This window comes from Vicinamibacterales bacterium (assembly GCA_035699745.1).
Classification (GTDB): domain Bacteria; phylum Acidobacteriota; class Vicinamibacteria; order Vicinamibacterales; family 2-12-FULL-66-21; genus JAICSD01.
Genome location: DASSPH010000015.1, coordinates 1 through 23,834, shown reverse-complemented (window position 1 = coordinate 23,834; position 23,834 = coordinate 1). Strand labels below are relative to the sequence as shown.

At 69.2% G+C, this 23,834-nt stretch carries 20 protein-coding genes, 1 tRNA gene and 1 other RNA gene; 5 read left to right on the top strand and 17 right to left on the bottom strand.

Annotation, left to right across the window (positions count from 1 at the left end; all coding sequences use genetic code 11):
• Positions 1–22: 22 nt before the first annotated feature.
• Complete coding sequence (locus VFK57_02320; GenBank protein HET7694516.1) at positions 23–1,837, top strand: ABC transporter ATP-binding protein; 1,815 nt, start codon at positions 23–25, stop codon at positions 1,835–1,837.
• 99 nt (positions 1,838–1,936) lie between these two features.
• Positions 1,937–3,751, top strand: coding sequence for an ABC transporter ATP-binding protein (locus tag VFK57_02315; GenBank protein HET7694515.1), 1,815 nt, complete (start codon positions 1,937–1,939; stop codon positions 3,749–3,751).
• On the opposite strand, the gene VFK57_02310 is transcribed toward VFK57_02315, so the two are convergent.
• The 17 genes from VFK57_02310 to VFK57_02230 all read right to left on the bottom strand — a co-directional run bounded on the left by VFK57_02310 (position 3,722) and on the right by VFK57_02230 (position 19,629).
• Positions 3,722–4,285 (bottom strand): 3D domain-containing protein, encoded by a 564-nt coding sequence (locus VFK57_02310; protein ID HET7694514.1) that lies wholly within the window; start codon positions 4,283–4,285, stop codon positions 3,722–3,724. The two genes, VFK57_02315 and VFK57_02310, sit on opposite strands and share 30 nt — an antisense overlap.
• Before the next feature lie 69 nt (positions 4,286–4,354).
• A complete protein-coding gene (locus VFK57_02305; GenBank protein ID HET7694513.1) occupies positions 4,355–4,849 on the bottom strand; it encodes a DUF2062 domain-containing protein in 495 nt (164 codons plus the stop codon).
• Positions 4,850–4,853: 4 nt separating this feature from the next.
• Positions 4,854–5,873, bottom strand: a complete 1,020-nt coding sequence (gene thiL, locus VFK57_02300; protein ID HET7694512.1) for a thiamine-phosphate kinase — start codon at positions 5,871–5,873, stop codon at positions 4,854–4,856.
• Positions 5,842–7,416 (bottom strand): ribonuclease Y, encoded by a 1,575-nt coding sequence (gene rny / locus VFK57_02295; protein ID HET7694511.1) that lies wholly within the window; start codon positions 7,414–7,416, stop codon positions 5,842–5,844. Before rny ends, thiL begins: the two co-directional genes overlap by 32 nt.
• A gap of 44 nt (positions 7,417–7,460) precedes the next feature.
• Positions 7,461–7,647: non-coding RNA, 6S RNA (ssrS, locus tag VFK57_02290), on the bottom strand.
• Between the two features lie 112 nt (positions 7,648–7,759).
• The gene (locus VFK57_02285; protein ID HET7694510.1) at positions 7,760–8,095 is read right to left on the bottom strand and encodes a cell division protein ZapA; all 336 of its coding nucleotides are present in this window, start codon (positions 8,093–8,095) and stop codon (positions 7,760–7,762) included.
• 11 nt (positions 8,096–8,106) lie between these two features.
• On the bottom strand, positions 8,107–8,433 hold the full coding sequence (locus VFK57_02280) for a hypothetical protein (GenBank protein HET7694509.1): 327 nt from the start codon (positions 8,431–8,433) through the stop codon (positions 8,107–8,109).
• A gap of 15 nt (positions 8,434–8,448) precedes the next feature.
• A complete protein-coding gene (pheT, locus tag VFK57_02275) occupies positions 8,449–10,548 on the bottom strand; it encodes a phenylalanine--tRNA ligase subunit beta (GenBank protein ID HET7694508.1) in 2,100 nt (699 codons plus the stop codon).
• Entirely contained in the window at positions 10,545–11,666 is a 1,122-nt protein-coding gene (pheS, locus tag VFK57_02270; protein ID HET7694507.1) for a phenylalanine--tRNA ligase subunit alpha, read from the bottom strand. The genes pheT and pheS overlap by 4 nt, the downstream gene beginning before the upstream one ends.
• Before the next feature lie 93 nt (positions 11,667–11,759).
• The gene (gene rplT / locus VFK57_02265) at positions 11,760–12,149 is read right to left on the bottom strand and encodes a 50S ribosomal protein L20 (protein HET7694506.1); all 390 of its coding nucleotides are present in this window, start codon (positions 12,147–12,149) and stop codon (positions 11,760–11,762) included.
• Positions 12,150–12,167: 18 nt separating this feature from the next.
• On the bottom strand, positions 12,168–12,362 hold the full coding sequence (gene rpmI / locus VFK57_02260; GenBank protein HET7694505.1) for a 50S ribosomal protein L35: 195 nt from the start codon (positions 12,360–12,362) through the stop codon (positions 12,168–12,170).
• Between the two features lie 3 nt (positions 12,363–12,365).
• Positions 12,366–12,953, bottom strand: coding sequence for a translation initiation factor IF-3 (gene infC, locus VFK57_02255; GenBank protein ID HET7694504.1), 588 nt, complete (start codon positions 12,951–12,953; stop codon positions 12,366–12,368).
• 26 nt (positions 12,954–12,979) lie between these two features.
• Complete coding sequence (gene thrS / locus VFK57_02250) at positions 12,980–14,935, bottom strand: threonine--tRNA ligase (protein HET7694503.1); 1,956 nt, start codon at positions 14,933–14,935, stop codon at positions 12,980–12,982.
• A gap of 107 nt (positions 14,936–15,042) precedes the next feature.
• Positions 15,043–15,118 (bottom strand) — tRNA-Val (locus VFK57_02245).
• A 47-nt stretch (positions 15,119–15,165) separates the two neighbouring features.
• A complete protein-coding gene (locus VFK57_02240; protein ID HET7694502.1) occupies positions 15,166–16,407 on the bottom strand; it encodes a S41 family peptidase in 1,242 nt (413 codons plus the stop codon).
• The gene (locus tag VFK57_02235; GenBank protein HET7694501.1) at positions 16,404–17,582 is read right to left on the bottom strand and encodes a peptidoglycan DD-metalloendopeptidase family protein; all 1,179 of its coding nucleotides are present in this window, start codon (positions 17,580–17,582) and stop codon (positions 16,404–16,406) included. Before VFK57_02235 ends, VFK57_02240 begins: the two co-directional genes overlap by 4 nt.
• On the bottom strand, positions 17,563–19,629 hold the full coding sequence (locus VFK57_02230; GenBank protein HET7694500.1) for an alkaline phosphatase family protein: 2,067 nt from the start codon (positions 19,627–19,629) through the stop codon (positions 17,563–17,565). The genes VFK57_02235 and VFK57_02230 overlap by 20 nt, the downstream gene beginning before the upstream one ends.
• 28 nt (positions 19,630–19,657) lie before the next feature.
• Between VFK57_02230 and VFK57_02225 the strand changes: the two genes are divergently transcribed.
• Genes VFK57_02225 through mltG form a run of 3 tightly spaced genes read left to right on the top strand, consistent with a single transcriptional unit; the run spans position 19,658 to position 23,628 of the window.
• On the top strand, positions 19,658–22,138 hold the full coding sequence (locus VFK57_02225; protein HET7694499.1) for an ADOP family duplicated permease: 2,481 nt from the start codon (positions 19,658–19,660) through the stop codon (positions 22,136–22,138).
• Positions 22,139–22,162: 24 nt separating this feature from the next.
• A complete protein-coding gene (ruvX, locus tag VFK57_02220) occupies positions 22,163–22,594 on the top strand; it encodes a Holliday junction resolvase RuvX (GenBank protein HET7694498.1) in 432 nt (143 codons plus the stop codon).
• Positions 22,591–23,628 carry an endolytic transglycosylase MltG gene (gene mltG / locus VFK57_02215; GenBank protein ID HET7694497.1) on the top strand — a complete coding sequence of 346 codons (1,038 nt, stop codon included), beginning with the start codon at positions 22,591–22,593 and terminating at the stop codon, positions 23,626–23,628. Before ruvX ends, mltG begins: the two co-directional genes overlap by 4 nt.
• Positions 23,629–23,834: the final 206 nt, after the last annotated feature.

Genomic DNA, 23,834 nt, shown 5'->3' with positions numbered 1-23,834 from the left:
TTTTCATGTACGCTTGGATCGGATGTCACCGGCCGTTCGCGCACTGCTTCCCTACGTCAATCGCTACCGCCGCGCGTTCCTCCTCGGCCTGATCTGCGTCATTTCCACCACGACCTTCCAGCTCCTCGGCCCGTGGGTGCTCAAGTACGCGATCGACGATCTCTACGGCGGCGTCACGCAGCGCAAGCTCGTGCTGTACGCGGCGCTGCTGCTCGGCATCGCGCTGGTGCGCGGCCTGTTCCTGTTCCTGATGCGCCGCATCATCATCGGCGCATCGCGCGACATCGAGTACGACATGCGCAACGATTTCTTCGCGCGCCTGGCCCGGCAGCCGCTCGGCTACTACCAGGCGCGGCGCACCGGCGACCTGATGTCGCGCGCCACCAACGATCTCAGTGCCGTGCGGATGATGATCGGCCCGGCGATCATGTATTCGGCCAGCACCATCCTGGTGTTCGTGGTCGCGATCGTCCTCATGCTGACGATCGACGTGAGGCTGACGTTGATCGCGCTGATCCCGCTGCCGTTCGTCACCGTGGCGGTGCGCTACTTCGGCAGCGCCATCCACCAGCGGTTCGAGGAGATCCAGGCGCAGCTCTCGGAAGTCAGCGCCGTGGTGCAGGAGGCGCTGTCGGGCGTGCGGGTGGTCCGCGCCTACCGCCAGGAAGCGCACGAGGAAGCGCGCTTCCGCCGCGCCAACGAGGAGTACTTCCGCCGCAACCGCGTTCTGATCCGGCTGCAGGGAGCGTTCTATCCCAGCATGACGCTGTTCCTCGGCCTGGGATCGATGCTGGTCCTCTGGCTGGGCAGCCGCGAGGTGATTCGCGGGTCGATCACGCTGGGCGAGTTCGTCGCCTTCAACGGCTACCTGGTGATGCTCGCCTGGCCGATGATCGCCTTCGGCTGGGTCACCAACATCCTGCAGCGCGGACTCGCGTCCTGGGGGCGGATGCTGGAAGTCCTGCAGCACGAGCCTGCCATCGATGACGCGGCCGTCACCCCCGCCGGCCGGGCGGCGCCGCTCGACGGCGCGATCGAAATCCGCGACCTCACCTTCACCTATCCCGGCAGCGACCGCCCGGTGCTCGAGCAGGTGAGCCTGCGCATCGAGCCGGGGCAGACGGTGGCGCTGGTGGGCGGCACCGGCGCAGGGAAGTCGACGCTGATCAACCTCCTCCCGCGGATGCACGAGCCGCCGCGCGGCACCGTGCGGATCGGCGGCGTGGACGTCCGCGAGATTCCGCTGTCGCGGCTGCGCGGGGCGATCGGCTTCGTGCCGCAGGAACCGTTCCTGTTCTCCGACACGATTGCCGAGAACGTCGCCTTCGGACTCACGAAGGAGGAGTCGAAGGAGGCGAAGGGGTCGAAGGGGCTCGAAGGATGCGAAGGGGGGGAAGAGGCTCCAGCGGTTGAAGCGGTCGCTGCCGCGGCGGCAGTGGCGCGGCTCGACAAGGACGTCGAAGGGTTTCCCCGCGGCTACGCCACGACCGTCGGGGAGCGCGGGATCACGCTGTCGGGCGGGCAGAAACAGCGCACCGCCCTCGCCCGGGCCGTGGCGGTCGATCCGAGCATCCTCGTGCTCGACGACGCGTTATCGGCGGTCGACACCTACACCGAGGAAGAGATCCTGTCCCGGCTCCGCGGGGTCATGCGCGAGCGGACCTCGATCATCGTCTCGCACCGGATCTCGACCGTCCGGCAGGCGGATCAGATCTTCGTCCTGGCCGCCGGGCGGATCGCCGAGCGCGGCACGCACGACCAGCTCGTCGCCCGCGACGGTCTCTATGCCGCGATGTACAAGAAGCAACTGCTCGAGGAGGAGCTGCAGGCATCGTAAGCGCCCCGGAACCATCATGAGCGAGCGAGGACAACGAGCGAGCCGCGCGCACGGAGCGCGCGCGTGGGGCAGCCCGAGGGGCGACGCCATCCGGTTCACATGACAGACGACGACGTAGTCGGAAAAGCGTACGACGCGCGCCTGATGCGGCGGCTGCTGCAGTACCTGCGGCCGTACCGCCTCCAGGCGGCGCTCGCCCTCGCCGCCATCATCGCCAACTCGATGCTGCAGCTGGCGCAGCCCTACGTGATGAAGCTGGCGATCGACCGCTACATCCCGGCGGGGGATCTCGACGGCGTCAACCGCATCGCGCTGTGGTTCCTGTCGATCCTCGCCGCCGCGTTCGCGCTCGAGTTCACCCAGACCTGGCTGCTGCAGACCACCGGGCAGCGCATCATGTTCGACATGCGGATGCAGATCTACGCGCATCTGCAGCGCCTCGACCTGCGCTTCTACGATCGCAATCCGGTCGGCCGGCTGATGACCCGCGTCACCACCGACGTCGACGTGATCAACGACCTGTTCACGTCCGGCGTGGTGTCGGTGTTCGGCGACGTGTTCACGCTCGCCGGCATCATGATCGTGATGCTGAGCATGAACTGGGAGCTGGCGCTGGTCTCCTTTGCCGTGCTGCCGCTCATCGTCGTGGTCACGCAGTGGTTCCGCCGCAACGTCCGCGAGTCCTATCGCACGGTGCGGCGGCTGATCGCCCGGATCAATGCCTACCTGCAGGAGCACATCACCGGCATGAGCACGGTGCAGCTGTTCCGCCGGGAGGCCCGCGCCTTCGACCGCTTCGAGGCGATCAACCGCGAGCACCGCGTCGCCAACGTGGACTCGATCTTCTACTACGCGGTGTTCTATCCGGCGATCGAGATCATCGGCGCGCTGGCGGCGGCGCTGACGATCTGGTACGGCGGCCGCTCCGTGCTGGCCGGCACCCTGTCGCTCGGCTCGCTGGTGGCGTTCCTGCTCTACTCGCAGCGCTTCTTCCGCCCGATTGCCGACATGTCGGAGAAGTTCAACATCCTGCAGGCGGCGATGGCCTCGTCGGAGCGCATCTTCAAGCTGCTCGACGAACCGGTGACGATTCACTCACCCGAGCGGACGATCGGGAGCGCGAAGGCAGGGCACATCCGCTTCGACCACGTGTGGTTCGCCTACAATCCCGCGGAGTCGGGGGAACCCGACTGGGTGCTGCGCGATGTGTCGTTCGAGGTCCGTCCCGGCGAGCGCCTCGGCATCGTCGGCGCGACCGGGGCGGGGAAGTCGACGATCATCAACCTGCTGCTGCGGTTCTACGACGTCAGCCAGGGACGGATCCTCATCGACGGCGTCGACGTGCGCGAGATGGATCTGAGCGGGCTGCGCGGGCTGTTCAGTCTGGTGCTGCAGGACGTGCACCTGTTCAGCGGCACGATTGCCGACAACATCCGCCTCGGCGCGTCGGCGATCCCGGACGCCGAGGTCGAGCGCGCCGCGGCGGCGGTGCACGCCGACGCGTTCATCGCGCGGCTCCCTGGAACATTCGCGGCGCCGGTCGTCGAACGCGGCGCGACGCTGTCGGTCGGCCAGAAGCAGCTGCTCTCGTTCGCGCGCGCCCTCGCCTTCGATCCCCGCATCCTGGTGCTCGACGAGGCGACCTCCAGCGTGGACACCGAGACCGAGATCCTGATCCGCGACGCGCTGCACGTGCTGATGTCGGGCCGTACCACCATCGCGATCGCGCACCGCCTGTCGACCATCCAGGACATGGACAAGATCCTGGTCCTGCACAAGGGACGGCTGCGGGAGATGGGCACGCACCAGGAGCTGCTCGCCCAGCGCGGCATCTATTTCAAGCTGTATCAGCTGCAATACCAGGATCAGGAGAGAGAGGCGGCGTTATCGAATTTCGATCGGCCGCGAGGCTAACGGCGCGGCCGGCTCTGACAGAATGGCCGCCTCCCGCTGGCGGAACAGCCGCTCGATCAGGGTCGGCGAGCTGGCCTTCGGGTTCCATCCCAGCCGCAGCACGTTGATCGCGATCTGCCGGCGCCCGAACTGCAGCGCCTCGTGGCAGCTCCACATATAGATGTCGATCTCGCGCCCCTGGACCGCGGGTCCCGTGTCCATGATGGTGTAGATCCCGTTGTAGCGCTCGCCGAGCCGGTAGACCTGAATCACCGAGCCGACCGGCAGCAGATCGGGATCCGCCGCCGCGATCCCGGTCCGCACGTTGACGCCGGACGCGGTCGTCGTCCCCTTGCAGTAGGCGGTGGCGGCGAATCTGAGATGGTTGGCGTTGGGACCGACCGGCTCGTCGCCGGACACCACTTCCTTGGCCTGGCTGGGGACGGCGATCTGACGGAAGTCGATCACCTTGGCCTCGTACATCAGGACGAAGCCCGCCGCGACCGCGGCGGTCGCCGTCAGCTTGCGCCAAAGCGACCGGGAGATCCCGACCATGTCCATCCACTATAGGGGGCCGGAAGCGTTCAGTCAAAGGCCCAATTACGGCCGAGACAAGATTGTAAGTTATTGATTTTGCTTGGTTTGTTGCGCAAGGGCGTGTCTCGCCCGGTGGGCCAGGACGGCCGCCAGGGCCACGCGATAGGCAATCCCCGCCAGAATCACGGCCCCGAGGGTGGACCCCAGGACGTAGGCCCAGGCCAGCGGCGCCAGGTCCGCGACGATTCTCCGGAAGTCTGACCACGACGCGTCGGCGACCGCGGCCCTCAGCTCGTTCAACAGGCCCGGCGGGACCTGCACCTGCAGGATCGCGGCGCCGGCAACGGTCGCGAGGGTGTAGTACGCCGGGAGGATCCACGGCAGGTTCGAGTAGACGCCGAGCAGCACCGCGACGCGATTGAGGTTCAGCGCGAAGGCGAAGCCGAGACCGAGGATCGTGTGCAGGCCGAGAAACGGGGAGAAGCCGAAGAAGATCCCCAGCGCGTAGGCCGCGGCCGTGCGGTGGGGCGTGTCGTGGGTATGAAGCAGCTGGTCGAGCCAGCGGCGCGTCCGTGGCTGCATCGCTCTAGAAGTGGACGAATCCGTCCGGCAGCTGTTCCGGCCGGCCGCGGTTCATCAGAATCAGGCGCGGATCGGCGGTGAGCTCGCCGACGCGGGTGATGGGAACGCCGCGCGCCTGGCGGATGACGGTCGCGAGGCGGCCGCGCGCCCGGCGGGGCACGGCGAAGAGCAGCTCGTAGTCGTCGCCGCCGGCCGCCGCGGCGCTGGCGGGATCGACGCCGCGCCGCTGAAACCACGTCCGCGCCGCGTCGGGGATCGGCAGCGCCTCCCCGTCGACGACGGCGCCCAGCCCTGAGGCGGCGGCGACCTGGCGGACCGCGTCGGCGAGGCCGTCGCTCAGGTCCATGCACGCGCTCGCCGCCCGGTTGCGCCCGAGCAGGGCGCCGACGCGGACGCGCGGGTCGGGGCGGCGATGCCGCTCCACGCAGGCGTCGATGCCATCGATCGGTTCCTCGGCGGGGCGGCCCGTCGACCAGCCCAGTCCCGCGGCGGCGGCACCCACCTGGCCGGTGACGTAGAGGGCGTCGCCGGCGCGCGCCCCGCCGCGCGTCAGCACCTGCCGGCGCCGGGCGAACCCCGAGACGGTGACGTCGACGAACAGCGGACCGGGGGATCGCGTGATGTTCCCGCCGGCGAGCGTCACGCGGGTCTCTCCGGCCAGGGCGAAAAAGCCGTCCAGCAGCTCGCGGACCTCGGCGGCGGACATCGCCTCCGGCAGGCCGAGCGAGAGCAGCGCCAGCCGCGGCGTGCCGCCCATGGCCGCGATGTCGGAGAGATTCACCGCCAGCGCCTTCCAGCCGACGTCCGCCAGCGTGCTGACCCGGCGGTCGAAATGAATGCCTTCGACGATGGCGTCGGTGGTCAGGATCTCCAGCGCGCCGCGCGCCCCCTCCACCACCGCGGCGTCGTCGCCGATGCCGACCGGCAGCCACGCCGGCGCGGCCCCGGCGCGCGCGCGAATCTCCTCGATCAGCGCGCGTTCGCCCGGCAGATCAGCGGGCGTACTCGACCGCACGCGTTTCACGGATGACGGTGACCTTGATCTGGCCGGGATACTGCAGCTCGCTCTCGATCCGCTTGGCGATGTCCTTCGACAGCCAGACGGTCGCTTCGTCCGACACCCGATCGCTCTCCACCATGATCCGGATCTCGCGCCCCGCCTGGAGGGCGAACGCCTTGGTCACCCCCTCGAACGAGTCGGCGATGCTCTCCAGCTTCTCCAGCCGCTTGACGTAGGACTCGAGGATGTCGCGCCGGGCGCCGGGGCGCGCCGCCGAGATGGCGTCCGCCGCCTGGACGATCATCGCTTCGAGCGACGGCCAGTCGATGTCCATGTGATGCGCCGCGACCGCCTGGAGCACCGGCTCGCTCTCGCCGTGGCGGCGGAGGAAATCGAGGCCGAGCTCGAGGTGCGTGCCCTGCAGGTCGCGGTCGATCGCCTTGCCGATGTCGTGGAGGAACGCGGCGCGCGCGGCGACATGGCCGTTCAGGCCGATCTCCTTCGCCATGATGCCGGCGAGGAACGCGACCTCCCGCGAATGATTGAGCACGTTCTGCCCGTAGCTGGTGCGGAACTTGAGGCGCCCCATCAGCCGCAGCACTTCCGGGTGGAGATCGTAGAGCCCCAGCTCGAACGCGGCGGACTCTCCCTCCTTGCGGACGGTCTCCTCCATCTCGAGCTTGACCTTCTCGACCACTTCCTCGATGCGCGCCGGATGGATCCGGCCGTCGGCGACGAGCCGCGCGATCGCCAGCCTGGCGACTTCGCGGCGGAACGGATCGAACGACGACAGGATGATGGCGCCCGGCGTGTCGTCGACGATCAGCTCGACGCCGGTCGCCTGCTCGAGCGCGCGGATGTTGCGCCCTTCACGGCCGATGATCCGCCCTTTCATGTCGTCGCTGGGCAGGTCGACGACCGAGACGGTGGTTTCGATGGCGTGGTCGGCGGCGCTGCGCTGGATGGCGTCGGCGATGATCTGGCGCGCCCGCTCGGCCGCGGACTCGCGCGCCTCGGCTTCGAGCCGCTTGATCAGGTTGGCGGCGTCGCGCCGTGCATCCGATTCGATGTCTCTCAGCACCAGCTCGCGCGCTTCGTCGGCGGTCAGCCCGGAGATTCGCTGCAGCTCGCGCTCGCGTTCCGCGACCAGCTGCTCGCCGCGCGCGGCGGCGGCCTCGGTGCGGCGGCGCAGCTCGGCGAGCGCGGCGTCGCGGGCGCGGAGATCCCGCTCCAGCGCGTCGGTCGCCGAGATGCGATCCGCCAGCGATCGCGTGCGATCGGCGAGCGTCTGCTCGACGGCGAGGATCTCCTGCTGCCGGTCGCGCGCCCGGGTCTCGGCCTCGGTCAGGAGCGCGTGGGCCTTCTCGCGGGCGTCGATTTGCGCTTCCTTCTTGATCGATTCGGCGGCGCGCTCCGCCTGCTCGCGGATGTCGCGGCTCAGGCCTTCGGCGCGGGCGATGATTTCAGCGGAAAAACGTTTGCGGCTGTTGAACCACCAGACAATGGCGGCGACGCCGGCGAGATCGGCCAGTGCGCCGAGGGTGAGGTACACGGCGGACGGGCTCATCGTACCTGCTATCTGTTAACGGCGGCGGCCCGCCGGCTGGGAGAAAGGGCCCCGCTTTGCCGTGTGGGGAGGTCGTTTGAACCTGGATAAACCAGGTGGAACCGCTGTAGCTCGCCGCGCGTCAGGCTTCCTCTTACAGAGGCATGCACACGGCACGGCGCCGCGATTCACTTAGATGGAACATTGGCTCAAACCGAGCCTCCGAAACCATCACGAGCAAAGCAGGGAGCTCGAACAACTCCTGAAGGATTTTACCCTATCTCACCGTTCCCGCAATGCGAGGCCGCGAGCGAGCGCACGCGGGCGTGCAGGGGAGCCCGGGGGCCGCGCCCCTCGGAGCGCCTCAGTGTGATCCGGCGGCGCGGGCCAGAGCGTCGGGAGGATCGAGCGCCAGCGCGAGATCCAGCATCCGTTCGAGCGCGCGCGTGCGCTCTGACAAATCTGTACGCTGCGCCGAACCCTCCTCTTTCGCGCGGAAGCACTCGTCGGCGATGTTGAGGGCGGCGAGGACGGCGATCTTCAGCGTGTCTCCGGCGGGGGATTCGCGCGCCGCCAGCCGCATCTTCTCCTCGACGTAGGTCGCGAGCTCGGCGACGTACGCGGGATCGAGCTGGCTGCGGATGGGGTACCGCAGCCCGTTGATCTCGACGGTGACGAGACGACCGTGTTCGTTCGCCATGTCGGGCGGCGTCAGAGATTGAGCGCGTCGATCTGTTTCAGCATGTCATCGACCCGGCCGCGGATCTGCTCGCGCTCCTGGCGCAGCGCCGCGAGCTCGGAGCCGGTGCCCTCGGCCTCGGTGAGCCGGGTCCGCGCCGTCTCGATCTCGGCGCGCAGGCGCGTATTCTCTTCGGCCGCGCGCTGATGCTCGCCGCGGACGCGGGCGAGCTCGTCGCTGACGCGCGCGTGCTCGGCGCGGGTGCGGTCCAGCACGGCGACCAGCTGCTTCAGCTTCTGCTCCAGCCGGTCGATCGCCTCGAAGTCGACCGTGGGGGTGGCTACTGCCGTCTTCGCCATTGAACTCCTTCTGTGTCAGCGTCTGACCGCGCCGTGCGCCGAGGCGAGGGCGGCGACGATCCGTTCCATCGCCGCGTCGACTTCGGCGTCCGTCAGCGTCCGCTCCGGCGAGCGGAAGGTGAGGCGCAGCGACAGGCTGACGCGTCCGTCCGGCACCCCTTTGCCGCGATAACGATCGAACTCGATCGCGTGCGCCAGCGTGGCGGGAGCCGACGACCGGATAGTGCCACGAACGGCAGCCGCAGGCAAGGTGCTATCGACCAGAATCGAGACGTCGCGCACGACGGACGGGAACCGCGGCAGCGACTCAGCGCGCAGATCGTCCGTCTGGCTCAGCGCCGGAACGGCGTCGAGATCCAGCTCGAAGGCGTACATCGTGTCGCCGGAGGGGAATCCGCGCGCCGCCAGCACGCCCGGTTGCAGCTGTCCGAGCAGTCCGAACCGGCGCGTGATGTCCGTCGCCGTCTCCCGCAGGCGGACGTTCACCGCGGCGGCCCGCCCTTCCACGAAGTAGGGCGATACCGCCGGCTCGAACTCCAGCGCGAGCCCGAGCGCCTTCGCGGCCGCTTCGACCACGCCTTTCACGTCGAAGAAATCCACTTCGCGCGCGCCGCCCGACCAGTGCGCCGGCGCGCCCGCGCCGCACCACACGCCGGCGGCCGCGCGCGTCTCTCCCGCGGTGCTGAACCGCGTGCCGGTCTCGAACAGCCGCACGTCAGGATGCTCGCGCCGCCGGTTGTGCGCCGCGGCATCGATCAATCCGGGCAGCAGCGACGGGCGAAGCACGGCGTACTTCTCCGACAGCGGGTTGGCCACGCCGACCACGGTGGCGGGATCCGCGAAGGGGGCGGCCGCGGCCGCTTCGATGAACGCGAACGTCATCGCCTCCGACAGGCCGCACGCCGTCAGCACCTGGCGCACCAGCCGATCGCGCAGCATCCGCGGATCCGGCGGCGGCTGCGCGGCGGTCAGCGCGGGGAACGTCGCCGGCAGTCCGAGGTAGCCGTCGTGCCGGGCGATTTCTTCGATCAAATCGATCTCGCGCTGAACGTCGACGCGGAACGACGGGACGATGACGGACCACGAGGCTCGAGGTTCGAGGATCGAGGGTCGAGGGTCGAGGGTCGCGGGTCGAGGGTCGAGGGTCGAGGGGCGAGGTTCGACCGTGAATCCCAGCGGCTGGAGCCGCGCGGGGACGTCCTCGTCCGCGACCGCGACGCCGAGCACGCGCTGGATCCGGGCGGCGCGCAGCTCGAGCGTCACCGCGGCGGGCGGCGCCGGATACTTGTCGATGATCGGGCCGAGCGGCTGCGCCGCGCCGATCTGCTGCAGCAGCGCCGCCGCGCGCGCGATCGCCGCCGGCGCGGCGTTCACGTCCGCGCCGCGCTCGAACCGCGTCGACGCCTCGGTCTTGAGGCCCAGCCGCTTGCTGGTCCGCCGCACGGACGCCGGCTTGAAGTAGGCGCTCTCCAGCACCATCAGCTTCGTCGACGCACCGATCTCCGACGTCGCGCCGCCCATCACGCCGCCGATCGCCTGCGCGCGCTCGGCGTCGGCGATGACGAGCATGTCGGGCTGCAGCTCGCGATCGATGCCATCCAGCGTGCGCAGCGTCTCGCCGGGCCGGGCGCGCCGGATCCGCAGCGCCCGCCCCGCCAGCGCGGCGTGGTCGAACGCGTGCGTCGGCTGGCCCATCTCGAGCATCACGTAATTGGTGACGTCGACGATCGGGCTGATGCTGCGGACGCCGCACGCCTCGAGCCGCTCGCGCATCCACGCCGGCGCGGCGCCGGAGGCGCGCACCTCGAAGACCTGCGCGCAATACCGCGGACACAGCTCGGGATCCTCGATCGCGATGTCGATCGGCTGCGGCTGCCCGGCCGGCGGCATCGTCCGATCCGGCAGCTGCAGCGGCAGGCCGTACGCGGCGGACGCCTCGCGCGCCAGCCCGATCACGCTCAGGCAGTCGGGACGGTTCGCGGTGATCTCGAAATCGATCACGCCGTCCTCGACCGAGGCGACCTCGAAGCCGCGCCGCGCCAGCGCGGCCGCAACCGCGTCCACGCCGTCGGTCACGCGGACCAGATCGGTGAGCCAGGAATAGGGCAGCTTCACAGCGGGAACTGCTCCAGGAAGCGCAGGTCGTTCTCGTAGAACAGGCGGATGTCTTCGATCCCCCACTTGAGCAGCGCCAGCCGCTCGATGCCGACGCCGAACGCGAAGCCGGTGTACTTCTCCGGGTCGTAGCCCACGGCTTCGAACACCGCGGGATGCACCATCCCGCTCCCGAGCACCTCAATCCATCCCGTCTGCTTGCACATCGCGCATCCGCCTTCGCCGGCGGCGCCGGCGCCCGGCTTCGGCGACACCGGCGTCGCCCGTCCGGTGCCGCCGCAGTTGGCGCAGCTGATGTCGAGCTCGCCGGACGGCTCGGTGTAGGGGAAGAAGCTGGGACGGAACCGCGTGCCGCGATCGGGGCCGAACAGCTCGTGCGCGAACGCGATCAGCGTGCCTTTCAGATCCGCGAGCGTCACGTCTTCACCGACCACGAGCCCTTCGACCTGCGAGAACATCGGCGAGTGGGTGAGGTCGAGGCCGTCGCGGCGGTAGACGCGGCCGGGCGCGATCAGCCGGATCGGCGGCTGGTGCGTCTCCATGTAGCGGATCTGCATCCCGGACGTGTGCGTCCGGAGCAGCGTCGCGGGCCTGCCCTGAGCGCCGCCGCCGGCCGGGTCGGACCGACCTGGCGCCGGCACCGGCGACGACACGTACAGCGTGTCCTGCATGTCGCGCGCGGGATGCTCCGGCGGCATGTTGAGCGCTTCGAAGTTGTGGTAGTCGTCTTCGAGTTCGGGCCCTTCGACGACGAGGAAGCCGAAGCGCTGGAAGATCTGCTCGACGCGCTCGCGCATCAGCGTCAGCGGATGGCGGTGGCCGACGAGCGGCGGACGGCCGGGGAGCGTGACGTCGACGGCGTCGATCGGCGGCCGCGTCGCCGCCGCTTCGGCCAGGCGCGCCTTGCAGAGCGCCTCGACGTGCTGCTTCAGCTCGTTCGCGGTCCGGCCGAGCGCCGGACGGATGTCGGCCGGCGCCGCCGCCACCTCTTTCAGGAAGGTGGAGATCAGCCCGTGCTTGCGCGACAGGTACTTGTCGTGGACGCCGCGCAGCTCCGCCTCCGTGTGCGCGGCCGCGAGATCCTGCTCGGCCTGTTGTCTGAGAGCGGCGATGTCCATCGTTTCGGGCAGTGTTTACGACAAGAGGCCAGGAGATCGGGAGAAACGCGTCTCCTGATCTCCTGACCTCCTGTGGTCGTGACCGGGGGCGGACTAGGCGCGCGCGGCCGGTTTCTTCGGCGCGGTCTTCGGCCGGGCGTCGGCGGCGGTCTTCGCCAGCCGCGCGAACGACGCGGGCGACGACACGGCGAGCTCGGCCAGGCTCTTGCGATCGAGCAGGTTGCCCGAGGCCTTCAGGCCGGCGATGAACTGCCCGTAGGTGAGGCCGTGCTCGCGCGCCGCGGCGTTGATCCGCTGGATCCACAGCGTGCGGAAGTCCCGCTTCTTGCGGCGGCGGCCGACGAACGCGTACTTCAGGGCGGTGTCGACCGACTCCTTGGCGGAGCGATAGAGCTTGCTCTTGGTCTGATAGAACCCTTTGGCACGGCTGAGCAGCTTCTTCCGCTTCGCGCGCCGGACGTTTCCACGTTTGACTCGAGGCATTGATGTAGTTCCGTCTGGTTAATAGGGGAGCATGCGGCGCAGCTTCGCCGTGTCCTGGTCCGACACCAGCGACGTGCCCTTCAGCTTGCGCTTGCGGCTGCGGGTCTTGCTGGTGAGGATGTGCGCCTTGAACGCGTTCCCGCGCTTGAACTTTCCCGACTTCGTCTTCTTGAAGCGCTTGGCCGCGCCCCGATGGCTCTTCAGTTTCGGCATGACTCAGCTACCTTCTACGCTCTCGACCTTGGGCGCCTTCGGCGCCGGCTTCTTCCCGCCCACCTTCTGCGACAGGATGGTGTGCATCTGGTTGCCTTCCTGCCGCGGCATGTTCTCCGGCGTCGCCACGTCGGCGAGGTCGTCGATCAACCGCTCCAGGATGCGCCGCCCGATCTCGGGGTGCGCCATTTCGCGGCCGCGGAAGAAAATCGTCGCCTTGACCTTGTCCCCGTCCGCGAGGAAGCGCTCGATGTGCTTCTTCTTGAACTGGTAGTCGTGCTCGTCGACCTTCGGGCGGAACTTGATTTCCTTGACCTCGATGATCTTCTGGTGCTTCTTCGCCGACCGCGCGCGCTTCTGTTCCTGGTACTGATAGCGCCCGAAGTCCATGATGCGGCAGACCGGCGGCACCGCCGTCGCGGCGATCTCCACGAGGTCGAGCCCCTTCTGCCGGGCAATCGCCATCGCCTGAGGCGGCGGCATGATCCCGAGCTGCGTCCCGTCCTCGTCGATGACGCGGACTTCGCGGACCCTGATGCGTTCGTTCACCCGCGTGCGATCGTCTCGGCGCGGACCTCGATCAAAAGCGATAACTACCTCCTGGGCAACCCTGTTACTTACGCAGCGGCGCCCGATTCGGGTTCCGCCTGCCCCTTGCCGGCGATTTCCGTCAGCGCCGTCTGCACGAACTCGTCGACGCGCTGCGCCCCCTGGTCCCCGCCGCTGCGGCTGCGCACCGACACCGTGCCTTCCGCCGCCTCGCGATCCCCCGCGACCAGCATGTAGGGGATCTTCTGCAGCTGAGCCTCGCGGATCTTATAATTAATCTTCTCCTGCCGGGCGTCCAGCTCCACCCGCAGGCCCGCCGCCGCCAGCCGATCCCGCACGCCCGCCGCATACGCCGCGTGGCGGTCCGCAATCGGCAGCACCGTCACCTGCACCGGCGCCAGCCACAGCGGGAACGCCCCCGCGTAGTGCTCGATCAGGATGCCGATGAACCGCTCGAAGCTGCCGAAGATCGCGCGGTGGATGACGATCGGCATGTGCTCGGCATTGTCCGCGCCGACGTACTTCAGGCCGAAGCGCTGCGGGATCTGGTAGTCGAGCTGGATCGTCGCGCACTGCCAGCGGCGGCCGAGCGCGTCCATGATGTCGAAGTCGATCTTCGGACCGTAGAACGCGCCGTCCTTCTCGTTCAACTCGTACGGCATCGCCGCCGCCGCGAGCGCCGCCTTGAGCTGCGCTTCCGCGTTGTCCCACGTCGCGACCTCGCCGAGGAACTCGTCCGGCCGGGTCGACAGCTTGGCGACGAAGGGCAGCCCGAAGTCGGCATACACCCGCTGCACCAGCCGGATCAGCCGCTCGACTTCCTCGCCGATCTGCTCCTGGGTCACGAAACAATGCGCGTCGTCCTGCGAGAACTGGCGCACCCGGGTGAGCCCGGCGAGCACGCCGGACGCCTCGTTGCGGTGCAGCGGCGTCTGCTCGTGGAAGCGCAGCGGCAGATCGCGGTAGCTCCGCACTTCGCTGCCGAAGACGAGCATGTGGCCGGGGCAGTTCATCGCCTTCACGCCCATCGGATCGCCGTCGCGGGACTCGACGAGGAACATGTTCTCGCGGTAATGCCCCCAGTGCCCGGACGTCTCCCACAGCGCCTTGTTGTAGATGAGCGGCGTCTTCACCTCGACGTAGCCGGAGGGAAACAGCACGCGGCGCATGTAATCCGCCAGCGTGTTGTAGAGCGTCGTCCCCTTGCCGAGCCAGAACGCGGCGCCGGGGGCCCACTGGTGGAACGTGAAGAGCCCGAGCTCCTTACCGACGCGGCGATGGTCGCGCTTCTTCGCCTCCTCGATGCGCTGCAGGTGCGCCTGGAGATCCTTGTCGCTGAAGAAGGCCGTGCCGTAGATCCGCTGCATCGGCGTCCCCTTCGCGTCACCTTTCCAGTACGCGTTGGACGTGTTGAGCAGCTTGAAGCCCTTCAGCCGGCTGGTCGACGGCACGTGCGGGCCGACGCAGAAATCGACGAACGTGTCGCGGTCCTTGATCGTGTAGACGGAGACCTCGGGCTGGCCGGCCGTCTTCTCCTCGATCAACTGCACCTTCAGCGGCTCGCCGCGCTGTTTGAAGAACGCGATCGCTTCCTCGCGCGGCCACAGCTGCCGTTCGTAGGGCAGATCCTGCGCGGCCATCTCCTTCATCTTCTTCTCGATCGCCTCGAGGTCCTCGGGCACGAACGGCCGCGGGACGACGAAGTCGTAGAAGAAGCCCTCGTCCGTCGCCGGACCGATGCCGCACTGGACGCCGGGGAAGAGATTCGTCACCGCCGCCGCCAGCAGGTGCGCCGTGCTGTGACGGTAGACGTGCATCGCGTCGCTGCCGCGGTCCGTGAGGATCTCGACCCGGGCATCCGCCGTGAGCGGGCAGGTGAGATCGACGGGCTTGCCGTCGACGATGGCGGCGATGGCGGCCTTGGCGAGGCGCGGAGAGATCCCGGCCGCGACGTCGGCAGGCGTACTGCCGGCGCTCACACGACGGACCGATCCGTCGGGCAGCGTGACTGAGATCTCACTCATGAACGTTATTCGTGGCCGTCCACCTTCGCGCTGGCGCTGCGGCGGACAACCTTCGCCTGGCGTGCCAACCGCAGCTCACGCTCAGGTTGGCGCGCGTGAGCGAAGGCTGGTAGGCGCGAGTGGAGTCGAACCACCGACCTCCTGCGTGTCAAGCAGGCGCTCTAACCACTGAGCTACGCGCCTATGTCCTGAAACACAGGCCCTTGCCGAAACCGCTATTGTAACAGAAGTTACCCGTTTTTCTGGATCCGGGCCACGGCGGCGTCGAGCACCGGGTCGGTGGCCGGTTTCTGCTGATCGAAGTCCACGTCGGGCTCGTCGACCGCCAGGTCGGGGGTGAGGCCGCGTCCCTGGATGATCTCGCCGCCGGGCGTGAGATAGCGCGCGTAGGTGAGCCACAGGCCGCGGCCGTCGGGCAGCCGCACCAGCTTTTGAATCCCGGCGCGTCCGAGCGTCCGCTCGCCGACGAGATCCGCGCGTGTGTTGCCGTCGAGCGCCGCGGCGAACAGCTCCGCCGCGCCGGAGGTGCCGGTGGTCACCAGGAGCGTGACCGGCAGCGCAATGGCGCCGTCGCCGGCCTTGGCGGCGATGGTTTCCTTGATCGACTCCTGCGATACTCTCGCGGGCGGTTCCGCCGCCGCCGGACGCGAGGTCTGCGGGTTCGACGGCGGCGGCGTCGCCTTCGGGTCGCGCCCGGCCACCATCGCCAGCGTGCCCGTCTTCACGAACAGGCGCGCCGCGTCGATGCCGCTCTCGAACGGCCCTTCCGCGGTGCGGCGCACGTCGACGATCAGGTGTTTCGCGCCGGCCTTCTGCAGCTCCGTCGCCTGGGCGCGGATTTTCGCCGTCGCGTCGGGACCGAACGCGGCGATGCGCAGGTAGCCGAGATCCCCGGGCAGCATGCGGCCGGTGACGATCGCGCCGGGCGTCTTCTCGCGCACCAGTTCGATCTGCCGCGGCTCCGCGGCGTTGCCGCGGATGATCGTCAGCGTCACCTTGGTGCCGGGCGCGCCGCGCAGCATCCGCATGCCCTCGAACACCGACATGTCGCGCGCCGGCCTGCCGTCGATGGCGCGGACGTAATCGCCGGTCTGCAATCCGGCCTTCGCCGCCGGCGACTCGTCGCGCGCGGCGATCACGCGCAAGTAGTACTGACGGGTCAGCTCGACGCCGACGTCGCCGGCGGCGGGCTTCTCGCCCGGATCCACCAGCTTGACCTGCGCCGCGGTGAGATACGCGCTGTCGGGATCGAGGCCGTCCGCGAGACCGCGCATCGCCCCTTCCATGACGCGATCGACCTTCGCCTCCTCGACGTAGTTGTTGAGGATCAGCGAGACGACGTCTTCGAAGATGCGGAGATGCTGGAACGTCTGGTCGCCGCCGGACGCCTTGCCCATCATGCCGCCGAACACGATGAAGGCGACGAGCGGCGTCGAGATCAGCAGGACGGAGAGTCGCGTGCGGGTAGTCATCGCTTCAGCCATTGTAGGGGATCGACGGGCCTGCCGTCGACGCGAAGCTCGAAGTAGATCGAGGGGTTCCCGGCCGGGTTTCGCCCGGCGGTCCCGACGGTCGTCCCGGCCTCGACCCGGTCACCTTTCTTGACGACGGTGGTGGCGAGGTGGCCGTAGAGCGAGTAGGCCCCGTCGGCATGCTCGACAATGACCAGGTTGGCATAGCCACTGAAGAGGTCGGCATACGCCACGGTCCCGCTATGGACGGCATTGACCGGCTGCCCCTCCGGCAGCGACAGCTCGATGCCGTTCCGGACCGGGGGGCCTGCCGTGTTGGGAGGCTGCCGGCCGAAGCGCGCCGACACGACACCCTCGGCCGGCCAGGGCAGCGTGCCCTGGAACGGACGTAGCGGCAGGTTCGGCGCGGTAGCGGGACGGCCGGCCGCGGCGGCGGCGAGCGTCGCCTGGATCTTCTGCTGCGCGTCCTGCAGCTCGCCGGCGAGCTGCGCGTTGAGATCGCGGCGCTCGTCGATCGATCGCACGAGGGTGGCGCGGGCAGCCACGGCGCGTTCGATTCCGGCGGCCGCGTCGCGGGCGCGGCGCTGCAGGATCGTCAGCTCCCTGGCGCGCGCCTCGAGCGCCGTGCGCTCCGCCGCCAGCGCCGCGAGGGTGCGTCGGTGTTCCTCGACGCGATCGCGATCGATGCGGTTCAGCGCCGCGGCGGTGCGGTACGCGCGGCCGACTTCGCGCAGGTTGTTGACGTCGAGCAGCAGGCGCCAGTAGCCGGCGCGCCCCATCTTGTACAAGTGCACCAGGCGCGCTTCGACGTCCGGCCGCTGCCGGTCGGCTTCCCCCTGGAGCTCGGCGGCGCGCCGGGTCGCGGCGGCGAGCTTGTCCTGGACGCCGCGCGAATCGCGCTCGATGGCCGCCAGCTCCTCGACCTTGATCGCGCGATCGACCTCGAGCTTGCGGAGTTCCGCGAGCACGCCGCGCTCCTGGCTGGCGAGCCGCTCGGATTCCTTCTGCAGCGCGGCCAGCCGCTCCGCGGCGCGCCGCGCGAGCGCTTCGGTCTGGGATCGGTCGGGGGTCTGGGCTCCCAGCCCCAGACCGAGCAGCAGGGTGATGCCGGCGGTCAGGATCTTCCGGCTGAAGCCGGACGCTGCCGGACGATCCTCAGAACAGCGGCTTGCCATCCACATCCCCAGGGATCGAGACGCCGAAATATTTCAGGACCGTCGGCGCGAGATCGATGATCCGCGGCGAGGTCGAGGTGATCGGGAGGGCGCTCACCAGGATGCCCGAGGTGATCGCGAAGTCGTAGCCGCCATGGTCCGCGCTCCACTTCCGATCGTTCTTGTAGACGATGCCGGGAGGGGAGCCGCCGAGCGTGGTCTGCCAGGACACGCGGTAGCCCTCGTGCATGCCGACCTGCAGCTCCGAGGCGTTGTGCAGGTAGGGGCCGGTATAGATGTCGTCACGCTTGTAGACGGCGCGCACGATCGGCGTGCCGCCGTCCGGATCGGTCATGGTGAGCAGCCGCGCGCTCAGCTCGTCGGCGAGCGCCGCCGCCTCCGCGCCGGGGCTCACGATGCCCTGCGACTCGCGGCCGCGCAGATTGAAGTAGATCTGGCCGATGCCCATGGCGTAGGCGCGGGTCTTCGACCAGTCGACGTTCTCCCAGAAGGTGCCGCCGCCGAAGAGGTCCGCCAGTTTCTTATCGGCGCTCTGCCCCTTCATCACCATGTAGCCGTGCTGCACCAGGAAGGTGTTGAGATTCACCGCCTTGCGCCACGAGTGGAAGCCGTGGTCCGAGACGATCACCACCGGCACGTCGGCGCCGACGCGCTTCACCACTTCGCCCACGAAGTCGTCGGCGCGGCGGTAGACGCGCTCGATCGAGTCGCCGAACCGGGCCGCGAGCGCGGCGTCGTACAACGGATGCTTCGGATCGATCAGCCGCCACATCATGTGCTGGACGCGGTCGGTCGACTCGATGACGCCGATCAGCAGATCCCAGTCGCTGGCGCCGAGCCGGTGCAGGATCACCTTGGCGCGGTCGTCGAAGGCGACCATGAGGTCGTCCATGAACGTCTTCTCGTCCATGCGCCCTTCGTTCAGCGCCCAGGTCGCCTCCGCCCATCCCAGCGTCCGGAAATTGCCGACCCCCTTCCGCAGATCGGCGGCGAACGCCGGCGGCGACGAGATCGGCACCGGCGGATTCTCCGGTTTGAAGTTCACCGGCGAGACGTAGAGCTGCAGCTCGCTGCCGGCGTTCATCAGCAGCATCTGCACCATGCCCTGCAGCCGGACGACGAAGTTCACCTTGAAGGTGAGGTCGATCCACGGCGTCCACCTGCCCGGCTCGAGCGCGATGGTCTGTCCGTCGATGGCGAGCGACGCGTTCTTCGCCGCGCGGTTCCACTGGATCGTGAACGGCACGCGCACGTCCTGCACCGCCTGCAGCTCGGCCAGCTGCGTGCGATCCGCTTCGCTGAGCGTCGCCCCCTTGCGGCGGATCGCTTCGATCTTCTGCCGGACGATCGGGCTGGGCGGCCCGTCCAGCTCGCTGGCTGCGGTGTCTCCCTCGAAGACCAGGCGCTTCAGGATGCCGCCCATCTCCGTGTTGCCTTCCTCGTACCGGCTCAGATCCGTCGCGTAGTACGAGAAGGTGCCCATCGTGCCGCGGATGTCCGGCAGCGGCAGGCCCGAGAGCATGAAGCCGTGCGGCACCTCTTCGGGCGGGAACGTCACCGGCACGGTGAGGATGTCGGACCGCACGCCGGCCTGGCCGGCGGTCACCCAGAAGGAGGTTCCGCCGCGCGTCGAATCGACCTTCGGCTTCGAGACCGGGAAGTAGTTGAACAGGAACTTCGGCGGCGTGCGCGTCACCATCCCGAGATCCGGCAGGTAGGTCGTGGTGTCGCGCACCAGGAAGTCGTAGATGTTGTGCTTGCCGGCGTTCACGCCGGTCGCGAACGAGGCCCACGCCGTCGGCGACTCGGGCGAATGCGTCGTCTGCAGCGGCGCGAAGCCGCCGCGCTTTGCCAGCGCGGCGATGTGCGGCATCTTGCCCTCGGCGAGGTAGCGCTGCAGCAGCGCCGGGTCCATGCCGTCGAACCCGAGAATCACCATCTTCTTGTCGACTCTGGACGGGCCGCGCGCCGCGCCGCCCGAACAGGCGGCGGTGCACAGCGCGGAGGCCGCAGCGGCGATCGCGAGCGCCTTCATCCAGTTGCACATGGGGATGCGGCGAATTATAACCCTCGCCATGGAGCCATGGCTTCGCGACATTCGGCTGGCGTGGCGCCGGCTGCGGCTGGCGCCCGGGTTCACCTGCTTCGCGATCGCCTCGCTCGCGGTGGGGATTGGCGTATCGAGCGCGATCTATGCGGCGGTGCGCACGCTGTTCTGGATGCCGATGGGGATCCCCGCGCCCGAGCGCACGTTGTCGTGGACCGCAGCGGGACGTTCGACTCCCTCGATCTCCTGGCCGGACTTTCTCGACATCCGCGCGCAGCAGTCGAGCTTCTCCTCGATCGGCGCGGCGCGGCGCATGGTGGCGGCGATCTCGATCGGCAGCACCGTCGAGACGGTGTTCGGCGAGAGCGTCAGCGGCGAGTATTTCGCGACCCTCGGTCTGGCCGCGCGGCATGGACGTCTGCTGCAGGCGCAGGACGAGGCAGACGCGGCGCGGGTCGCGGTCGTCTCCGAATCGTTCTGGCGTTCCCGGCTCGGGGCCGACCCGGCCGCGGTCGGCCGGCTGTTCACGCTCGGCGGAGAGACGTTCGAACTGGTCGGCGTGGTTCGCGGCACCTTTCACGGCGTGCACCTGATGCTGCCGGCGTCCATCTGGATTCCGGAGGTCAGCGTGCCCGACAAGGCTGGCACCGGCTGGGCCGCGCGGCAGCGGCGCGATCGGAACCTCCGCTCGATCGCGGTCTGGGGCCGGTTGAAACCCGGCGTGACGGCCGCACAGGCGTCCGCCGAAGCGGCGGTCATCGGGCAGCGGCTCGACGCCGCGTACCCGCCATCGCCGGGCTCGACCCCGTACGGCGCGGTGCCGCGCCGCGTCTGGACCGTGCGCGACGGCACGCAAGCCGCGGAGGCCGACCGGATCGACGTCCTCGGCGGCGCCATCCTGTTTGCCGTCGCGATGGTCCTGCTCATCGCGTGCACCAACCTCGCGAACCTGTCGCTGGCAAAGGGCACGTCGCGCATGCACGAGATCGCGGTACGCACCGCGCTCGGCGCGTCGCGCGGCCGTCTCGTCCGCGAGCACCTGCTCGAGAGCGGTCTGGTGACGCTGGCCGGCGGCGCCCTCGGTCTCGTCCTGCTCGTCGTGTTGACGCGCGCGTTCGAGACCGACCTGCCCATTGCCCAGAACGTCGTCATCCACTTCACGCCCGAGATCAGCGGCCCCGTGCTCCTCGCCTCGGCCGTAGCGACGATGCTCGCGCTGTTCGTTTTCGGCGTCTGGCCCGCGCTGCAATCCACGCGGGACGACGTTCGCGGCAGGCTTGGCGCCGGCGGCGCGGCCACCCCGGCGCGGTGGCGCCTGCATCGCACGCTCGTGGCCTGGCAGGTGAGCGGCTCGGTCGCGATGGTGCTCGTCGCCGCGATGTGCGTGAAAGTGGTCAGCTGGGCCGGCAGCCTCGACGCCGGCATCGACTACCGGCGCCTCGCGCTGGCGCAAGTGGACTTCGCGTTGAACGGCCGTGACCCGGCACGCGCCCGGGCGATCGTCGACGACATCCTGGCGAGCGTGCGTGCTCAGCCCGGCGTCGAGCGCGCGGCCGCATCGTCCGGGCTGCCGTTCGGCATGATGCCGCCGTCGGTCTACATCACGCCCATCGAAGAGCCGTTCACCGCGACGCGGGACGTCGGCCACTACACGTACCGGATCGCGGCGACGCCGGACGTTCTGGCGACGCTCGGGATGCGCCTCGTCCGCGGCCGCGGCTTCACCGACCGCGACGATGCGCAGGCGCCGCGCGTCGCCATCGTGAGCGAGGGAGTGGCGCGGGAGGTATTCAATACGATCGATGTGGTGGGTCGAACGGTGATGCTGCACCCGTGGCGCAGAATTCTCAACGACAGGATCGCGCCGGCGGTCCACACCATCGTGGGCGTTTCTGCTGATACGGACACGTTCAGGCTGACGCGCCGCGGCAATCCGCCGCTGTTCGTGCCGCTCGCGCAGCACTACGACCCGGGCATTGCGATCAGCGTACGGAGCGCGAACCCCTCGGCCGCCGTCGGCGCGCTGCGCGCCGCGATCAGACGTGTCGATCCCGAGCTCGCGCTGATGGCGATCGGGACGGGTCCGCGGTTGCTGGAAGGGCCGTTTCTCCTGCTGCGGATCGTCGGTGGTCTGGCGGCCGCGCTCGGGGGCGTGGCGCTGCTGCTGGCGATGGCCGGGCTCTATGGCGTGCTGGCGCACGTCGTCGCGCGCCGGACGCGAGAGATCGGCATCCGCATCGCGATCGGCGCGAACCGGGGCGCGATCTTCCGTCTGATCCTGCGCGATGGCTTCCGTCCCGTGCTCAAGGGACTCGTCATCGGGCTCGTATTCGGCGTCCTGATCCGCGTCGCGCTGAAGGCCACCATCGTCACGACGCTGAGCCCGATCGATCCTGGACTGTTCGTCATGGTGCCGGTTCCGTTCGCGCTCGCCGCGCTCCTGGCCTGCTGCGTCCCGGCGTCGCGAGCGGCGCGCGTCGAGCCGAACGTGGCGCTCCGGGACCTCTAGGCGCGACGTGGTACGCTCGACCTCGTGCGGGTGCTCGGGATCGATTACGGCGAGCGGCGGATTGGGCTTGCGTTGTCGGACGCGACCGGGCTCCTCGCCTCACCGTGGAAGCGGCTCCAGAACGATGCCAACCTCGGCGCCGCCGTGCAGCGGCTGGCGGCGGAGATCCGGACATTACAGTCGGAGGACGGGCTCGACGCTATTGTCATCGGACTGCCCCGGCGGTTGAACGGCGAACCGAACGATCAGACCGCGCGGGTGCGGAAACTCGCCGAAATGCTGGCGGCGGCGGTCACGGTACCGATTTCGCTTCAGGACGAGCGGTTGACGAGTCACGAGGCCGACGAACTGCTGGCCGCGCGCGAGCGCGACTGGCGCAAACGGAAGGACCAGCTCGACGCGATGGCTGCCGCGCTCATCCTGCAGGATTTTCTCGACGGCCGGCCACGCCCGTGAAGAAGCTCATCCTCGCGCTCTTCATCCTGCTCACCATCTGCGCCGCGGCCGGCGCGTGGTTCTACTTCAACATCGACCGGCCGTACAAGGGCTACGCTGCGGCGGAGCAGTTCGTCGAGATCCCGCAGGGGGCCGGCTCGGCCACCATCGCCCGCCGTCTCGCCGACGCCGGTGTCGTCCAGGACGTGTCGCGGTTCCGCATCGCGCTGTGGGTGACGGGGCAGGGGCGGCGCCTGCAGGCGGGGGAGTACCGGTTCGATCGGCCGATGTCGCCGCGCGAGGTGATCGACAAGATCGCCCGCGGCGACGTGGTCGTGACGCCGCTGACGTTCCGCGAAGGGCTGACGATCCGCCAGATGGCGGCGCTGTTCGAGAGCAAGGGGTTTGGCGACGCGCGCGAGTTCATTGCCGCGAGTTCGCGCGGCGAGCTGGTGCAGGACCTCGATCCGGCGGCGAAGGATCTGGAAGGCTACCTGTTCCCCGACACCTACACGCTGCCGCGCCGCGCGACCGCCGAGCAGCTGGTGACGCGGATGGTGGCCGGCTTCCGCAAGGCGTTGACGCCGGACATCGTCGACGCGGCGGCGGCCAGGGGGCTGTCGCTGCGGCAGCTGGTGACGCTGGCGTCGATTGTCGAGAAGGAGACGGGGAACCAGGACGAACGGCCGCTGGTCGCGGCGGTGTATGCCAACCGGCTGAAGATCGGCATGGGCCTGCAGTGCGATCCGACCGTCATCTACGCGCTGGAGCGCGCCGGCCGGTACGACGGCAATCTCACGCGCGCGGATCTGCAGTTCGACTCTCCGTACAACACGTATCGCTACGCGGGGCTGCCGCCGGGCCCGATCGCGTCGCCCGGCCGCGCCTCGCTGGCGGCCGCCGCCTCGCCGGCCCCGGTGCCGTATCTGTATTTCGTGAGCAAGAACGACGGGTCCCACGCGTTTGCCGAGACGCTGGAGGAGCACAACCGCAACGTGCACCAGTATCAGGTGCAGTACTTCCGCGACCTCCGACGTCGGGGGTCCGGTCTGTAAAGCGGCCGTCCCCGCGGGCCAGGTCTGCAAACGGGCGCACCCGGGGGTCAGGTCTGCAAACCGGCGCACCCGGGGGTCAGGTCTGCAAACGGGCGCACCGGGGGTCAGGTCTGCAAACGGGCGCACCGGGGGTCAGGTCTGCAAACGGGCGCACCGGGGGTCAGGTCTGCAGACGGGCGCACCGGGGGTCAGGTCTGCAGACGGGC

What these genes read in the sequence shown, in the direction of transcription:
- pheS (HET7694507.1), bottom strand. Translation starts at nt 11,666, where the DNA reads ATGGACATCGCCGCTCTCAGACAACAGGCCGAGCAGGATCTCGCGGCC.
- rny (HET7694511.1), bottom strand. Translation starts at nt 7,416, where the DNA reads ATGAGCCCGTCCGCCGTGTACCTCACCCTCGGCGCACTGGCCGATCTC.
- thrS (HET7694503.1), bottom strand. Translation starts at nt 14,935, where the DNA reads ATGAGTGAGATCTCAGTCACGCTGCCCGACGGATCGGTCCGTCGTGTG.
- VFK57_02310 (HET7694514.1), bottom strand. Translation starts at nt 4,285, where the DNA reads ATGGTCGGGATCTCCCGGTCGCTTTGGCGCAAGCTGACGGCGACCGCC.
- VFK57_02285 (HET7694510.1), bottom strand. Translation starts at nt 8,095, where the DNA reads ATGGCGAACGAACACGGTCGTCTCGTCACCGTCGAGATCAACGGGCTG.
- rplT (HET7694506.1), bottom strand. Translation starts at nt 12,149, where the DNA reads ATGCCTCGAGTCAAACGTGGAAACGTCCGGCGCGCGAAGCGGAAGAAG.
- rpmI (HET7694505.1), bottom strand. Translation starts at nt 12,362, where the DNA reads ATGCCGAAACTGAAGAGCCATCGGGGCGCGGCCAAGCGCTTCAAGAAG.
- VFK57_02240 (HET7694502.1), bottom strand. Translation starts at nt 16,407, where the DNA reads ATGACTACCCGCACGCGACTCTCCGTCCTGCTGATCTCGACGCCGCTC.
- VFK57_02225 (HET7694499.1), top strand. Translation starts at nt 19,658, where the DNA reads ATGGAGCCATGGCTTCGCGACATTCGGCTGGCGTGGCGCCGGCTGCGG.
- VFK57_02235 (HET7694501.1), bottom strand. Translation starts at nt 17,582, where the DNA reads ATGGCAAGCCGCTGTTCTGAGGATCGTCCGGCAGCGTCCGGCTTCAGC.
- VFK57_02320 (HET7694516.1), top strand. Translation starts at nt 23, where the DNA reads ATGTCACCGGCCGTTCGCGCACTGCTTCCCTACGTCAATCGCTACCGC.
- VFK57_02230 (HET7694500.1), bottom strand. Translation starts at nt 19,629, where the DNA reads ATGTGCAACTGGATGAAGGCGCTCGCGATCGCCGCTGCGGCCTCCGCG.
- VFK57_02305 (HET7694513.1), bottom strand. Translation starts at nt 4,849, where the DNA reads ATGCAGCCACGGACGCGCCGCTGGCTCGACCAGCTGCTTCATACCCAC.
- VFK57_02315 (HET7694515.1), top strand. Translation starts at nt 1,937, where the DNA reads ATGACAGACGACGACGTAGTCGGAAAAGCGTACGACGCGCGCCTGATG.
- VFK57_02280 (HET7694509.1), bottom strand. Translation starts at nt 8,433, where the DNA reads ATGGCGAAGACGGCAGTAGCCACCCCCACGGTCGACTTCGAGGCGATC.